Annotated in this window: 15 protein-coding genes; 6 read left to right on the top strand and 9 right to left on the bottom strand. The window is 29.9% G+C overall.

All coding sequences use genetic code 11. The features are described 5' to 3' along the window. Positions 1–217: 217 nt before the first annotated feature. Positions 218–784 carry a hypothetical protein gene (locus tag Q0881_RS04945; protein ID WP_299157379.1) on the bottom strand — a complete coding sequence of 189 codons (567 nt, stop codon included), beginning with the start codon at positions 782–784 and terminating at the stop codon, positions 218–220. A 691-nt stretch (positions 785–1,475) separates the two neighbouring features. On the opposite strand from Q0881_RS04945, the gene Q0881_RS04950 reads away from it, so the two are divergent. Next, positions 1,476–2,306, top strand: a complete 831-nt coding sequence (locus Q0881_RS04950) for a sterol desaturase family protein (RefSeq protein ID WP_299157381.1) — start codon at positions 1,476–1,478, stop codon at positions 2,304–2,306. A 50-nt stretch (positions 2,307–2,356) separates the two neighbouring features. Here Q0881_RS04950 and Q0881_RS04955 read toward each other — a convergent pair whose 3' ends face one another. From Q0881_RS04955 to Q0881_RS04965, 3 genes are all read right to left on the bottom strand, one after another. Beyond that, the gene (locus Q0881_RS04955; RefSeq protein ID WP_299157383.1) at positions 2,357–2,608 is read right to left on the bottom strand and encodes a hypothetical protein; all 252 of its coding nucleotides are present in this window, start codon (positions 2,606–2,608) and stop codon (positions 2,357–2,359) included. Between the two features lie 148 nt (positions 2,609–2,756). Then, complete coding sequence (locus tag Q0881_RS04960) at positions 2,757–3,812, bottom strand: serine hydrolase domain-containing protein (protein ID WP_299157385.1); 1,056 nt, start codon at positions 3,810–3,812, stop codon at positions 2,757–2,759. A 5-nt stretch (positions 3,813–3,817) separates the two neighbouring features. Next, on the bottom strand, positions 3,818–4,390 hold the full coding sequence (locus Q0881_RS04965) for an adenylosuccinate lyase (protein ID WP_299157387.1): 573 nt from the start codon (positions 4,388–4,390) through the stop codon (positions 3,818–3,820). A 64-nt stretch (positions 4,391–4,454) separates the two neighbouring features. Between Q0881_RS04965 and Q0881_RS04970 the strand changes: the two genes are divergently transcribed. The 5 genes from Q0881_RS04970 to Q0881_RS04990 are packed head-to-tail and all read left to right on the top strand — an operon-like array spanning position 4,455 to position 8,906. Beyond that, positions 4,455–5,150 (top strand): toxin-antitoxin system YwqK family antitoxin, encoded by a 696-nt coding sequence (locus tag Q0881_RS04970; RefSeq protein WP_299157389.1) that lies wholly within the window; start codon positions 4,455–4,457, stop codon positions 5,148–5,150. Between the two features lie 10 nt (positions 5,151–5,160). Beyond that, a complete protein-coding gene (locus tag Q0881_RS04975) occupies positions 5,161–5,862 on the top strand; it encodes a hypothetical protein (protein ID WP_299157391.1) in 702 nt (233 codons plus the stop codon). After that, complete coding sequence (gene mnmA, locus Q0881_RS04980; protein ID WP_299157393.1) at positions 5,834–7,117, top strand: tRNA 2-thiouridine(34) synthase MnmA; 1,284 nt, start codon at positions 5,834–5,836, stop codon at positions 7,115–7,117. The genes Q0881_RS04975 and mnmA overlap by 29 nt, the downstream gene beginning before the upstream one ends. A 32-nt stretch (positions 7,118–7,149) precedes the next feature. Further along, positions 7,150–7,965, top strand: a complete 816-nt coding sequence (locus Q0881_RS04985; RefSeq protein WP_299157394.1) for a hypothetical protein — start codon at positions 7,150–7,152, stop codon at positions 7,963–7,965. After that, positions 7,965–8,906, top strand: coding sequence for a nitronate monooxygenase (locus tag Q0881_RS04990; protein WP_299157396.1), 942 nt, complete (start codon positions 7,965–7,967; stop codon positions 8,904–8,906). Before Q0881_RS04985 ends, Q0881_RS04990 begins: the two co-directional genes overlap by 1 nt. Positions 8,907–8,985: 79 nt before the next feature. On the opposite strand, the gene ribB is transcribed toward Q0881_RS04990, so the two are convergent. From ribB to Q0881_RS05015, 5 genes are all read right to left on the bottom strand, one after another. After that, the gene (gene ribB, locus Q0881_RS04995) at positions 8,986–10,128 is read right to left on the bottom strand and encodes a 3,4-dihydroxy-2-butanone-4-phosphate synthase (protein WP_299157398.1); all 1,143 of its coding nucleotides are present in this window, start codon (positions 10,126–10,128) and stop codon (positions 8,986–8,988) included. 2 nt (positions 10,129–10,130) lie between these two features. Further along, complete coding sequence (locus Q0881_RS05000; protein WP_299157400.1) at positions 10,131–11,567, bottom strand: LptF/LptG family permease; 1,437 nt, start codon at positions 11,565–11,567, stop codon at positions 10,131–10,133. Positions 11,568–11,657: 90 nt separating this feature from the next. Then, positions 11,658–12,311, bottom strand: coding sequence for an outer membrane lipoprotein carrier protein LolA (locus Q0881_RS05005; protein WP_299157402.1), 654 nt, complete (start codon positions 12,309–12,311; stop codon positions 11,658–11,660). Positions 12,312–12,349: 38 nt separating this feature from the next. Next, positions 12,350–14,779 (bottom strand): DNA translocase FtsK, encoded by a 2,430-nt coding sequence (locus tag Q0881_RS05010; protein ID WP_299157404.1) that lies wholly within the window; start codon positions 14,777–14,779, stop codon positions 12,350–12,352. Between the two features lie 27 nt (positions 14,780–14,806). Next, positions 14,807–15,187: a diacylglycerol kinase family protein gene (locus Q0881_RS05015; RefSeq protein WP_299157406.1), complete on the bottom strand. Its 381-nt coding sequence runs from the start codon at positions 15,185–15,187 to the stop codon at positions 14,807–14,809.

Here is a 15,187-nt window from a genome sequence, read left to right on the forward strand (position 1 = left end):
CTCTTAAATGTCAAATTTTATATTTAGCGAACTTTGTTAATACTCACAGACCTTTCGGTTTAGCACAAACTCCCTATGTTTTTTATACATTGTTACTAAACGGTTATTTTTTAGGTTTGGGTGGAGGTGGTTTTTGTCTAGATGGAGGAGGTTGATTTAATTGCCTTCCTGGAGGAGGAGGTGGTGGTGGTGGTGGTTTTTGATTTGCCATAAATAGTTATTTTATAAGTATTAATATTCCAATTAAGGATAGTAAGAAAATAGCGAAAGTCAAGCATTTTCTAGAACTGTAATAGTCTTTAGTTCTATTGTCATTTACTATCTGATTATTTGTTCCGTAATCTATGTAATAGTTTAGAAGGTCTTTTTTGAACTCATTATCAGCATACTCAATCGCTTTCTTATATGATTCTTTAGACTCTGTTTCTAAATAAAATCCCTCATAGTGTTCATATAATTCTTTTTCTCTTTTTTTAAGAGTTAAAGGAGAAGGTAGATATTTATACTTTTTGAAAGTATTTAAATACATTTTAATAAGAAAAACAATTGCTACAACTATAGAGGTTCCAAATAAACAAACAATTAGTATGAGTAAGAAAATCAGAAAGCTATTATCTGTTGATTTATAAGTAAAATTCTCACTTTTAAAAAAATAAAAAGCAGAACCAATAAGTATTGTTATGAGAGTTGTTGGATACCCAACAAGTGAGTCAATATCATTTTTTCGTTTAAGTTCCGAAAGGTGAAGTTCTTTATAAAAATTAAAATTAGTTATCTCTGTCATTTTTTTACTTCAAACAGTTAACGTTAGTCTAAATTGAACATGATTAAAAGTATATTATAACTAGTTATGGAATACCTTTTTAATGTGGTTATACAACTCAATAAATTCACTAAATTTTTTGAGCATTCGAATGTAACGTAAAAAAAGAAGCTAATTCTGCGGAAAACCATACTTAAAGTAAGGTTTTTCCCTATTTTTTTATCAGGAGAATCACTTAGTGGGGGCTAATTAGGTAGGTTATAGCCTAAAAATGAGGTTTTTTTATGTTTTTTCTCTCAGCGAAGCTCGCTGATGGTTTCGTTGTATATTTATTTTATCAGCGAAGCTCGCTGATGGTTCTGTTTTATATTTATTGCATCAGCGGAGTTCGCTGACGGTTTCGTTTTGTATTTATTGCATCAGCGGAGTTCGCTGAAGGTTTCGTTATATATTTATTGCATCAGCGAAGTTCGCTGATAGTTTTGTGTTATTTTTATAGGGTGAATGAGGTTTCTCCATACAAACTCTCATATTTTATAGTTTCGTAATAATTACCTACAATTAACTTCATTTCTATTTTTTATGGATCTGGTTATATGTTACTTAATTTATTTGAAATATACGATACATGAAAAGTGTAACGGAATGACTTTTTACGAGGTGAAATAGATACTCAAAACTTTTTCTTATTTTTAGAAAAAAATAATACATATTGGATACCATCGTTAATTATTTTGAAACTATTCCATCAAGCCATCGAAGCTTAATTCTAGTAGGAGGGATCACTTTTTTCTGGCTTTTAGAAAGTGCTTTGCCTTTGTTTAAGTTTAAATACAATAAATGGAAGCATGCATGGCCTAATTTGTTTTTTACTGGAACTACAATTATTATCAATTTTACATTGGCCTTTTTATTGCTTAAAACTGCCGATTGGGTGCAAGCGAATAATTTTGGATTGATTAATTGGTTACCAGCAATGCCTTTATGGTTATATGTAATTTTAGGCGTTTTATGTTTAGATTTCTTTGGCGCTTATTTAGCACATTATGTAGAGCATAAGGTAAAACCTTTATGGATGGTACATTTAGTGCATCACTCAGATCATAAGGTAGATACTACAACAGCTAACAGGCACCACCCTTTAGAAAGTGTAATACGTTTTACTTTTACTTTAATAGGTGTGTTTTTAGTAGGAACTCCTATAGCAATTATTATGTTATACCAGTCAATGTCATTAGTTTTTACCCAGCTAACACATGCAAATATTAAAATGCCTAAAAAACTAGATAAAGCTTTGAGTTATATTATAGTTTCACCAGATATGCATAAAGTGCATCATCATAATATGCTGCCGTATACAGACTCTAATTATGGAAATATTTTTTCTATTTGGGATCGGTTATTAGGAACCTACATGGAATTAGATAGAGAACAAATAGTATATGGTGTTGATACTTTTCCTGATGAAGAAAAAAACTCCAATTTAAAGGAGTTGTTAAAACAACCTTTTCAAGGCTATAGAAAGCCTACGAATATAGAATAGATGTAATAAAGAATATTAAAAAAGCGAGCATATAGCTCGCTTTTTAGTTGTTAGTTATTAAGGTAACAGTCGTATCCTCTTAATATAACATTACTCATATAATAGGTTCCACCAGTTTGATGGTTTTTACTATAACATCTGTACTTCCATGTTGGTGTTGGAGTTGGCTCTGGTTCAAAAATTTCTGTGCCTATATGCATTCCATCTAAATAACCACCAACATTACCACCACCTTCAATTTCTTTTTGAGTTAAACTGTCTAGTTCTTGTACTCCATTTAACTTTAAAATTTTTTTTAACATAACTTATAATTTAATTGTAAATATTATTTTAAAGATATAGTTGGTTTATTAGAAGTTGGTTAAGTAGTTTCCGAGAGAGGTAATTTAGTTTCCAAAATGGTATTCGGTTTTTCTTGTAATTAGAATAGTAGGAACTGTTGGAATATTTTTAACGAATTAATAAGTTCTCCAACTCTTTTATATAATCGCGCATTTTTACTCGAGACAAATTAGTAAGAATAGAAATAACAATTTCTTCTTTAGGATAAATTAATAGCATAGATGAAGCGCCAACACCTCCTCCAGAATGACTTAGTTTTAGAGTGTTGTTTTTTGTTTTACGAATACTTATACCAATTCCATACTTCGTTTTTTTACCCTCATTAATTTTGTTAGATGTAGTAAGTTCTGATAAGGAATTTGTACTGATTACTTGAGGCGTTATAAATTCATTTCCAAATAAAACTAAATCTTCAGAGGTAGATAAGAAACCTCCACCAGCAGCTTTAAATTCGTTACTTACTTTAGGCCCAAGAACTACTTTTCCTTTTCTTTTTACATAAAACTGTGTGCTGTTTACATTTTCTTTATCAGATGCATCTACGGTAGTTTTATTCATTTTTAAAGGTTGAAAAACTTCAGCATCCATAAAGTCAAAAAAATCTCTATTGCTTGCGTTTTGAATAACAACACTTAATAAATTCCAACCATACGTACTATACTTAAACTTAGTACCTGGTTTAAAAAGTAATTCAGAATCTTTAAATACATCAAGCCCTTTAATTATAGACATTTTATTGTTTATTAAAAATTCATTCCCATTATAGTGTCTTATGCCTGCAGTATGCCCTGCAATTTGACGGATTGTAAAATCGTGCTTTTTTTTAGGGAAATTAGGAACGTATTTATATAAACTATGGTTTAAGTTTAATTTGTTGTCATCAACAAGTTTAGCTAAGGCAACTGCGGTAAGAGTTTTAGAAATGCTGGCAATTCTAAACTGAGTATTTTTTGGAGATACTTTTTTATTCATCGTAACATCAGAATACCCAAATCCTTCAGACCAAATGATTTTACCCTTTTGTGATACAGTAATTGAAAGACCAGGGATTTTTTGTTCTTCCATAAAACTTATAGTGAGCTTAGTAGCTTCTTTTTGAAACTGAGCGTTTAATAAAGATGAAAAGGAAATAAATAGGATTAATAGTTTGACATCTAGTTTCATAATTATTATGTTTTTTCAATCATTTCTAAAATCTTTTTACCACGAGCTTTGCAACCCTTGCTTTCGTGAATAATTTTAGAACTAATTAAATGTTTTAATTCAGGGTGCACCCAATCTTTTTCTAAACCGAATAAGTATAAAGAAGTCATGGTATAAGCTCTCACTGCTATTTTCTGATCGGTGATTAACCAGTCGAAACCAGTTTCAATAATAGCATTAATATGTTCTTGAGTTAATACTATTTGAGTTTCGTTTTTTTGTTTAGCCGTATAAGCAGTCGCTAAATGCTCACAAATTTTAGCGCAAGGTCTAATAGCACTATCAAAATGTACTTTAGAAATGTTTTCGGTAAAAATATTTAAATAAGGATGAATGTACGCAATACCATGATGCGTGCAAATCCATTCTAATACCCAAGCAGCTTTAATAGAGATCTTATTATTAATGTTAAAAGTTAAATCAACTAAATGTTTTATTAATTTTGGCTGCTCTAATACAATAATAGCAGCGTTATTTCTGTTTACCCTAGCGGGGTTCTCCATATCATTTAAAACAGAAATTAAAAAATCAATACTCATATTGGTATGGTTTATGTATTTTTGAAATAAGTAAGTTATACAATTATTATAAAAAGAATTATCAATGCTAAATATAAAAAGGAAATTTTCAATAGCACTTTTCTTATCGGCTTTTTTTATTATTTCAATTAAAGCACAGAAAATAAATAAATTGGATGCTAACGGAAAGAGAACAGGCGTATGGAAGAAGTTTTATGATAATGGAAAAATTCGTTATTCAGGAAAGTTTAAAAACGGTAAAGAAATAGGCGTTTTTAAATTTTATCCAATTACTTCATCAACACAACCATCTATTGTTAAGGTTTTTAAAAACGATACAGCTTCTGTTAAATTTTACAACGAATTAGGAAGGGTAAAGAGCGAAGGTAAAATGATTGGGAAAAAACGTACTGGAAAGTGGGTGTATTATTTTACAAATGGGAAGTTATTTTCAGAAGAAGAATATAAAGATGGTGTGTTAAACGGAATAGTTAAAAATTATTATTCTAATGGAAATATAACACAAGAGATGATATATGAAGAAGGAAAGAAAAATGGAATATCAAAAACCTTTACCGATTCTGGAATTTTAATAGAGGAAGTGTTTTATGCTAATGGAAAATTAGAAGGAGAAGGAAAATACTACGATTTAAAAGGTGGAATTAAAGAAAAAGGATTATATAAAAACGGAAAGAGAATAGGTAAGTGGGAGTTTTATATGGATGGAGAAATTGTAGATAAAAAGAAACGAACTAGACTTTCTGAGTTAAAGAACAAATAACATAATTACGATGTATAGAAGCATAATTGGGTTATTAATTTTAAGTGTTTTTATTTCTTGTAATGAAAATAAAACATCAACTATTTCAGGACTTTGGTTAGTTAAAAAAGTAGAAATGGGTAAAAAAGAAATGACGCCTAATGCTCGTTGGATGAATTTTAAAGAAGATGCTACTCAAACTTCAGGAAATGGTTGGTTCCAGCATTCTTATGGAACATGGAGCCTGAAAAATAATTTATTATCCATTAATAATAAAAATGGAGTAGCTGATTTAACTGAACCTTTTAAAGTTGAATTGAGTAAGAATAAAATGCTATGGAGAAGAAAAGAGGAGGGAGAAAATATTACGGTTTATTTAGAAAAAATAAACGAAATACCTACTTCTAAAGGAAATGAATTATTAGGGTTGTGGAAATTAAAATCTAAAAGAGTAAAGAAAGATGGAGAATTTTTAAACACTAATGTTACTTCAAAAGAAACTTTATTCTTAAGATGGGACGATACTTATGTTATTCAAAATGGACCAAGAGAGAAAAAGTATGGTATTTATAAAATTCATGGACATAAACCAGAGTTGCAAATAGTAAACTATGGAGAAAACCCAAAATTTAACTTTTATAAGTTTTCTATAAGTAAAGATAACCTCAGGTTAATTTCAACTGAAAACAACGAGGAATTACTCTATGTTAGAGTACATCAATTCCCTCAATAGCACCATCAATTTTTTCCATATTAAAAACAGAAACTTATTCGTAAATTTGCATCTTCAAAAAGAAAGAATGAAAAGAGTAATAGTAGGACTTTCAGGAGGAGTAGATAGTAGTGTAACTGCTCATTTATTAAAAGAGCAAGGATATGAAGTAATTGGGCTATTTATGAAGAATTGGCACGATGATTCTGTTACTATTTCCGATGAATGTCCGTGGTTAGAAGATAGTAATGACGCAATGATTGTTGCTGAAAAGTTAGGAATACCTTTTCAAACAGTAGATTTAAGCGAGCAATACAAGGAGCGTATCGTTGATTATATGTTTAATGAGTATGAAAAAGGACGTACTCCAAATCCAGATGTTTTATGTAACCGTGAAATAAAGTTTGATGTTTTTATGGACATCGCGCTAAATTTAGGTGCAGATTATGTAGCAACAGGTCACTATTGTAGAAAAGGAGAAGAAATTGTTGATGGTAAGCCAGTATACAAGCTATTAGCAGGAAAAGATACGAATAAAGATCAATCGTATTTTTTATGCCAATTATCGCAAAAGCAATTGTCAAAGGCATTGTTTCCTATAGGTGAACTAACAAAACCTGAAGTAAGAGAAATAGCTAAACAAGCCGATTTAATTACAGCAGATAAAAAAGATTCTCAAGGATTGTGTTTTATAGGTAAAGTACGATTGCCAGACTTTTTACAGCAAAAATTACAACCTAAAGAAGGAGAAATTATAAGTATACCTAGTAGCTTTGAGCAATACACGCGTTCAACTCCAAAGTTTGAGAATAAAGAAGCAGAACTAGAATATTTATCAACTAAATTTTCTTACAAAAAAGAAGATGGAAAGGTTGTAGGTAAACATCAAGGAGCTCATTATTTTACAAAAGGACAGCGTAAAGGATTAGCAGTAGGAGGAACTAAAGAACCGCTATTTGTTATAGAAACAGATGTAAACGAAAATGTGATATACACAGGTGAAGGTAAAAACCATCAAGGACTGTATAGAAATGTTTTATTTGTTTCAAATGAGGAATTGCATTGGGTACGTAAAGATTTAGCTTTACAACCTGGGGAGAATATGGAGGTAGAAGCAAGAATTCGTTACCGTCAAAAATTAGAAAAAGCAACTTTATATAGCGTTGAAAAAGGGCTATATGTAGCATTTGAGAACCCACAATCAGCTATACAAGAAGGACAATTTGTTGCTTGGTATAAAGAAGAAGAACTTCTAGGTTCTGGAGTGATTTCTTAAAAATGAAATAATAAAAGAAAAAGAAAATAGCTATGAAAAAAATAAAAAGAATAGTACTGTCATTAGTAATATGTAATTCGTTAAATCTCTTTAGTCAAAAGGATTCAATTGTTAATTATTTAGATTGGAAAGGAAAAGTAGTTAAGAAAAAAAATAAAGCTAGTTTCATAGAAACAGTTGTCAAAAAAGATTCTTTATGGTTAATTACAAGGTACTATAGAAATGGTAAAATGTATAAAAAAGGATATTATAAAGATGAAAAGAAAAAAAATCCTATTGGAAGTTTTTTAGAGTATTATAGAAATGGAAAATTAAAAGCAAGCTATTCATATAATTTGAAGAGTAAATTGAATGGAATTCAGAAAGTCTGGTTTTATACAGGAGCTATTAACCATATAGGTTTTTTTAAGAATGGAGTTGAAATAGGTATTTGGAAATATTATCATACTAATGGAAAAAGTGCTTGTAGAAGATATTTTTCAGCAGAAGGGAATTTAATTAAGACAAAAATCTATAATTTAGAGGGAAAAGAAATAAAAGAAGCATTAATAGAATATAGAAAGCCTAAATTTAAAGGAGGAGGTTTAGATAACTTTTTTAAAAGAATAAAAGAATTACATAACAGAATAGGATTTCAAATTAATGGGGAAATTTATATAAATTTTGTTGTTGATGAAAATGGAAAAATTACGAATGTAAATACAAATGATAATATATCATTAGATTTAAAAAGAAGATTAAAGAGTTATTTTGAGAATATTGAAGGCTGGGAACCAGCAATTTCGATGAATAGAAAAATACCTTATAATTTTAGTATACCTTTTACTTTTTACACTAAATTTAATTAATGCAAAATAAAATAACAAAACTATTTAAAATAGAATATCCAATTATCCAAGGAGGAATGATTTGGGTTTCTGGATGGAAATTAGCATCAGCGGTATCTAATGCTGGTGGATTAGGTTTAATCGGAGCAGGATCTATGTATCCAGAAGTACTAAGAGAGCACATACAAAAATGTAAAAAAGCTACAGATAAACCTTTTGGTGTAAATGTACCCATGTTGTATCCAGACATTGAAAAAATAATGGATATTATTGTTGAAGAAGGAGTAAAGATTGTTTTTACATCAGCAGGAAACCCGAAAACATGGACAAGCTTTTTAAAAGAAAAAGGAATTACTGTAGTACATGTAGTAAGTTCAGTAAAATTTGCTTTAAAGGCAGAAGCAGCAGGAGTAGATGCAGTTGTTTGTGAAGGTTTTGAAGCTGGTGGACATAATGGACGAGAAGAAACAACAACGTTTACTTTAATACCAATGGTAAAAGAGCAGGTAAAAATACCTGTAATATCTGCTGGAGGAATAGGAACGGGAAGAGGTATGTTAGCAGCGATGGTGTTAGGAGCTGATGGAGTACAAATAGGAAGTCGTTTTGCAGCTACACAAGAATCATCAGCCCATAATAACTTTAAAGAAACTATAGTAGGGGTAAAAGATGGAGATACACATTTAACCTTAAAAGAATTGGCGCCAGTTCGTTTGGTGAAAAATAAGTTTTATCAAGAAGTTCAAGAGTTGTATCAACAAAACCCAACAGTAGAACAAATTAAAGAGCTGTTAGGACGTGCAAGAGCAAAAAAAGGAATGTTTGAAGGAGATTTAGAAGAAGGAGAGTTAGAAATTGGACAGGTAGCTGGATTAATTCATGAAATAAAACCTGCTAAAGAAGTTTTAGAGGCAATAATAAACGAATTTAATGAGGTGAAACTATTAATGAATTCATTATAAGTTTAGCTACAAATAGCATATAAATAAAAAGAGGAAGTATATAATATACTTCCTCTTTTTATTTATATATTTTATTTTTTTAATAATTTACATAGTCTACAATCTCTAAACCATACCCAATCATACCAACACGTTTGGTTTGTTTTGTATTAGAAATTAAACGTAATTTATGAATATGTAAATCATGTAATATTTGAGCTCCAATACCAAAATCTCTATTGTCCATAACAACTTTAGGAGCTTTCATTTCTCCATTAGATTGATTTTCTTTTAAGCCACGTAAACGATTTAATAAGTTTAAGGCTTGACTTTGTTGATTTATAAAAACAATAGCTCCTTTACCTTCTTCATTTACAACGTTAAACATTTGGTCAAGTTTCTTATCTGCGTTGTTGGTTAAGGTACCAAGAATATCATTATTAATAAGAGTTGAATTAATTCTTGTTAATATAGGTTCTTCTTTGGTCCAAGTACCTTTTGTTAAAGCAATATGAATTTGCTTGTTGGTAGTTTGCTGATAAGCGCGTAAACGAAAATCTCCAAAACGAGTTTGGATATTAAAATCTTCTTTCTTTTCAATTAAAGAATCGTGTTCCATTCTGTAAGCAACCAAATCTTCAATTGAAACTATTTTCAAATCGAAATTTTTAGCAACTTCTAATAATTGAGGCAAGCGAGCCATGGTACCATCCTCGTTCATTATTTCAACAATAACTCCTGCAGGTTCTAAGCCAGCTAGTCTAGCAAAGTCTATCGCAGCCTCAGTATGTCCAGTTCTTCTTAAAACACCTCCGTTTTTAGCCTTTAAAGGGAAAATATGTCCAGGTCTAGCAAGATCGAATGGTTTTGTATCAGAATTAACTAAAGCTTGAACAGTTTTTGCTCTATCAGAAGCAGAAATACCAGTAGTAACACCTTTACCTCGTAAATCTACAGAAACGGTAAAAGCTGTTTCCATAGGATCGGTATTATTGTTTACCATCATGTTTAACTCTAATTCTTTACAGCGATCTTCTGTAAGTGGAGTACATATTAAACCTCTTCCATGTGTTGCCATAAAGTTGATCATCTCTGGCGTAACTTTATTAGCAGCGGCTAGAAAATCTCCTTCATTTTCACGATCTTCATCATCTACGACAATAATAACTTTACCGTTTTTAATGTCTTCAATGGCCTCTTCAATTGTGTTTAATTTAACTTTAGCAGTAGTGTGTGTTGTCATTGTTATGTTGTTTTCTCTTTTTTAGAGAATATGTTGTTTAATAAACTTCGCAATTTTGTAAAAAGGCTCTTAATATCAAAAAAGCCCTTGTCTTTTGTTGCTCTAATTGTTAACGTTATTGCCAAAGGTAGCATTAAAAATACACTTAGCCAAGATCCGCCAATAGCAGTAAGAGAGCTTTCTTCAGCTAAATTTCTTCCAAAAGTATTACTGAAAAAATAGGTTACATAAACAGCTATAGCTAAAATCATTGGTAATCCCATACCACCTTTTCTAATTATTGAACCAAGTGGAGCTCCAATAAAGAAAAGTAATAAACAAGAAAATGAAAAAGCAACCCTGTTATAAAACTCAATATCATAAAGGTTTAGATACTTTCTTTTATTTTTTAATGTTTGCTTATTTGATTTATTGTTATTTATAGTACGCTCTATTTTTGAACTAGCACTGTTTATTATATTTTGCTTTTCTATTAAATTAAAATTATCTAGTATGTTTAATGAAAGGTCTTTATTAACTAAAGAATCTGGGTAAGAATGTAAATTATCTACATCTATATTTAAGAATAAATTTTTAGCTCTATTAGAAATAAAATCATCATAATTTTTTTTCATAGTAGGCAACGTATCTTTAAGCTGATTTAAGCTTAACATATTATATTGCTTAGTGTATCTCATTGTTTCAACATCCGTACCAGATAAAGAAGAGATATCAATATTGATAATATACTCATCAAAATAAGCATGAGATGCAGGCATTTTGTTTTTTAAATCACTTTTTACGTGGCCTTCAAAATAATAACCATCTTCTAAAATAAGGGTCATATATCTACTTCCTTCATCAGAAATAATTTTTCCTTTCTCGGCAGTTATAATTTTATTATTACCTTTTTTTGCAGATAAATCATAAATAATAACCTTTTTTAAAAGGTTGTCTTCTTCTCCATATTTTTCATCAAACTTAATCTGAAAATTTGGTAATTCTGTATTAAAACTACCAGCAACTAAGGCAATTGCAGGTTGTTTCTTTTTAATATTAATTTTCATATTTAATTGTTTCAACATTGCATATGGATATACATTGTTTAGAAACAGAAAATTAATACCACTTAATATGAATGTTAAAAAAATTAAAGGACGAACCATTCTAGGTAAAGAAACTCCAGCAGATTTTGTAGCTGCAAATTCGTAGTTTTCTGATAAACTACCTAGAGTCATAATAGAAGAGAGTAGTACTCCAATAGGTAAAGCTTGTGGAGCCATTAAAAGAGTCGTGTACCAAAGGAATTTTAAAATAATTGGTATACTAATTCCTTTTCCTGCAAAATTATCAAAAGCAAGCCACATGGCCTGCATTACTAATACGAATAGTATGATTAGGAAGGTTGCTAAAAAAGGTTTTAAAAAACTTTTTAAAATATATCTGTCTAGTATTTTCACAGATGCAAAGTTAGTAGGTTAGATGAATAAAAAAACAAAAGTTTTGTTAATGATTTATTAGTATCATTAACAAAACTAGTTTTTTATGTATTAATCGATAAAGTATCCTTGTTTTAAATACTTTTCTTTATCAAAAGAGAACAAGTTTTTAGAAATAGACTGATTACTTTTAAATTTTGTTATTGTAAAAGTTGTCTCAGCTCCATTTGAACCTATTTGAACTAATTTGTAAATATGTTTTGTTTTAGCATCTACACCTAATTGTACTTTTACGATATCTGAATTACTATCGATAGGTGTTAAATCTACAAACTGAATTTTTCTTCCATTACTATTTTTCAATTTACCCATAGAAAAATTATAACCTTCTTTATAAAAAGTTAATAGTTTTGAAGGATAAATAAAACCATCTTCTTCATCTAAATCTCCATTAGTAACATTTACTTCTTTTTCTTCTTGATTAATTACGACTAACTTTTTACCATCAAAAAGAAAATTATTACCTAGATAATCTAGGTTGTATTTTTCTCCTGAAAGCGTAATTTCACCACGAATAGGAGGGTCGTTTGTAATACCTGCCTCTCTATTAACTAATGAAGAATTGAAGCCGATAATCATATTATTATATGCCCCCATTTTAGTTGATACTTCATCTAATAACTTTTTAGCTTCAGAAGAAGTATTTTGTCCTATAGTATTTAAACTAATAAATAACCCGATAAATAATAATCCAACTTTTTTCATTCTATCTTTTTGCTTCCGTCTTCGGAATATTTTAATTGTTATTTCTTTTCGTTTTCTAATAATTGCTCAAGTGCAACAAAATCAGGAACTAAAACTTGTCTAGCTTTACTACCTTCAAAAGGACCAACAATACCAGCCGCTTCTAATTGATCAATTAATCTACCTGCTCTATTATAGCCTAATTTTAATTTACGTTGCAATAAAGATGCTGAGCCTTGTTGCGCTGTAACAATAACTTCAGCCGCTTCTTTAAAGAGTTTATCTCTGTCTGCAATGTCTATATCAACATTTGTGCCACCTTCTTCACCAACATATTCTGGTAATAAATGAGCATCAGGGTATGCGCGTTGAGAACCAATGAAATCAGTTATTTTTTCTACTTCAGGAGTATCTACAAATGCACATTGAATCCTATTTAAATCATTTCCTGCTGTATATAACATATCTCCACGACCAATTAATTGATCTGCTCCACCTGCATCTAAAATCGTTCTCGAATCTATTTTAGAAGTTACTCTAAACGCAATTCTTGCAGGGAAATTAGCCTTTATAATACCTGTTATTACATTTACTGACGGACGCTGAGTTGCTACAATTAAGTGAATTCCAATGGCACGTGCTAATTGTGCTAAACGAGCGATTGGAGTTTCTACCTCTTTACCAGCAGTCATAATTAAATCAGCGAATTCATCAATTACTAAAACTATATATGGTAAGAATTGATGACCGTTTTCGGGATTTAATTTCCTTGCTTTAAACTTGGTGTTGTATTCTTTAATATTCCGAACCATTGCATTTTTAAGTAAGTCGTAACGATTATCCATCTCTATGCACAAAGAGTTTAATGTATTTACTACTTTGGCCGTATCTGTAATAATAGCATCTTCACTATCTGGTAATTTAGCTAAGTAATGACGCTCAATTTTATTAAATAAAGTTAATTCTACTTTTTTAGGATCGACCAAAACAAACTTAACTTCTGCTGGATGTTTTTTATAAAGAAGAGATGTTAATACAGCATTTAATCCAACTGATTTTCCTTGCCCTGTTGCTCCTGCCATTAATAAGTGAGGCATTTTAGCTAAATCAACAACAAAGGTTTCATTAGAAATAGTTTTACCTAAGGCAATAGGTAATTCCATTTGAGATTCTTGAAATTTCTTTGAAGAAATAACAGAATGCATTGAAACGATAGTTGATTTTTGATTAGGAACTTCAATACCTATAGTTCCTTTTCCTGGAATAGGTGCTATAATACGAATTCCTAGTGCAGAAAGGGATAAGGCAATATCATCTTCTAAATTTTTTATTTTTGAAATTCGAATACCTGCTTCAGGTACTATTTCATAGAGTGTAATTGTAGGGCCTACAGTAGCTTTTATTTGAGCAATACCAATTTTGTAGTTTTTTAGTGTTTCTACAATTTTATTTTTATTTGCTTCGAGCTCCTCTGGGTCTATAGAAATAGTTTCATTATATTCTTTTAATAAGTTGAATGTTGGGAATTTGAAATTACCTAAATCTAAAGTAGGATCAAATTCCCCAAAATCTTTTATTAATTGATTTGATAAATTTTCAGTAAAACTTTTCTCTTCTGAAATTTTTTCAATAGCAACTTCAACTTCTTTTTTTGTATCTTCTGAAACAGATATAGTTGGTTCTATATTTATATTAGGGTCTAAAATTACTTCCTCTTTTTTTATAGGAGAAATTGAAGTTTTAGCCTCGGAGTGTTTTGATATTGTAGGCTGAAGATCTTCAACAGATATTTCAAAATTAGATTTTTTGTTTTCTAACTCTTTATTTTCATTCTTTTCTAATTCGTTAGAAGTTATTTCTGTTGATTCTTTTCTTGCAAGATCATTTTCTTTACTCGTTTTTATTCGCTCATTTATTTTTTCAGGAGTAATACTAAATCGAGTAATTAAGTAGGTAAGTAGGAAAAATAATAATAAAATAATAACCCCTGTTTTACCTAAAAATGTTTGTAGGTATTCATTAATTTCAAAACCTATAACTCCAGATAATAAAGCGTTTTTTTTCTCTACAAAACCTAAAGCTATCGAGAACCAAAGCATAATTAATAATCCCCAATTCCAAGAAGTAATAATCTTTTTTAAGTTCGCTTGTAGTAATACTCTAGCTCCTGTTAAAAATAATGTAATAGGAATAAGAAATGAACCTAAACCAAAACCTCTATAAATAAAAAAGTTACTCAATTTAGCACCTATTTTACCTAATAAATTTTTGGTAGGTATTTTTTTATCAGCAAATTGTGTTAAAGTACTTTGATCTTCTTGCCAAGAGAAGAAAAAAGAAATAAAAGCAACTGTTAAAAATATTGAAAACAGTATTAAAAACGCACCTGTAATAGTTTGATTTTGTCTATTAGAAAAGAAAGACGAAATCTTTTTAAATAAATTATTTTTAGGTCGTTTTTTTTGAACAGTTGTCTTTTTTTTTGCCATGTATTTTTGTTAGAAATATATTGAACGCTACAATATAGCTATTATTTTAGGAAGATAAATAATACCAGCTATTACTAGTGATATTACGGCAGCAAATGCAGGAGCACCCGCAGCGATGTCTTTTATAAAACCAATCTTTTCATGATAATCAGGATGAATAAAATCAGCAACTTCTTCAACAGCGGTGTTTAAAGCTTCAGCAACTAAAACCATTCCAATAGCTAAACATTGAAACATCCATTCTGAAGCTGAAATATCAAAATAAAAGCCAATAATTGTAGCTAATATAGCAATACTAAATTGTGCTTTAATACTATCTTCTGTAGTTATCAACAACCACATTCCCTTTAAAGCAAATTTCATACTACGTAATCTACCTCTAAAATATCCGTCATTCGGGTTTTTCAT

Source organism: uncultured Tenacibaculum sp. (assembly GCF_947494125.1).
GTDB lineage: Bacteria > Bacteroidota > Bacteroidia > Flavobacteriales > Flavobacteriaceae > Polaribacter.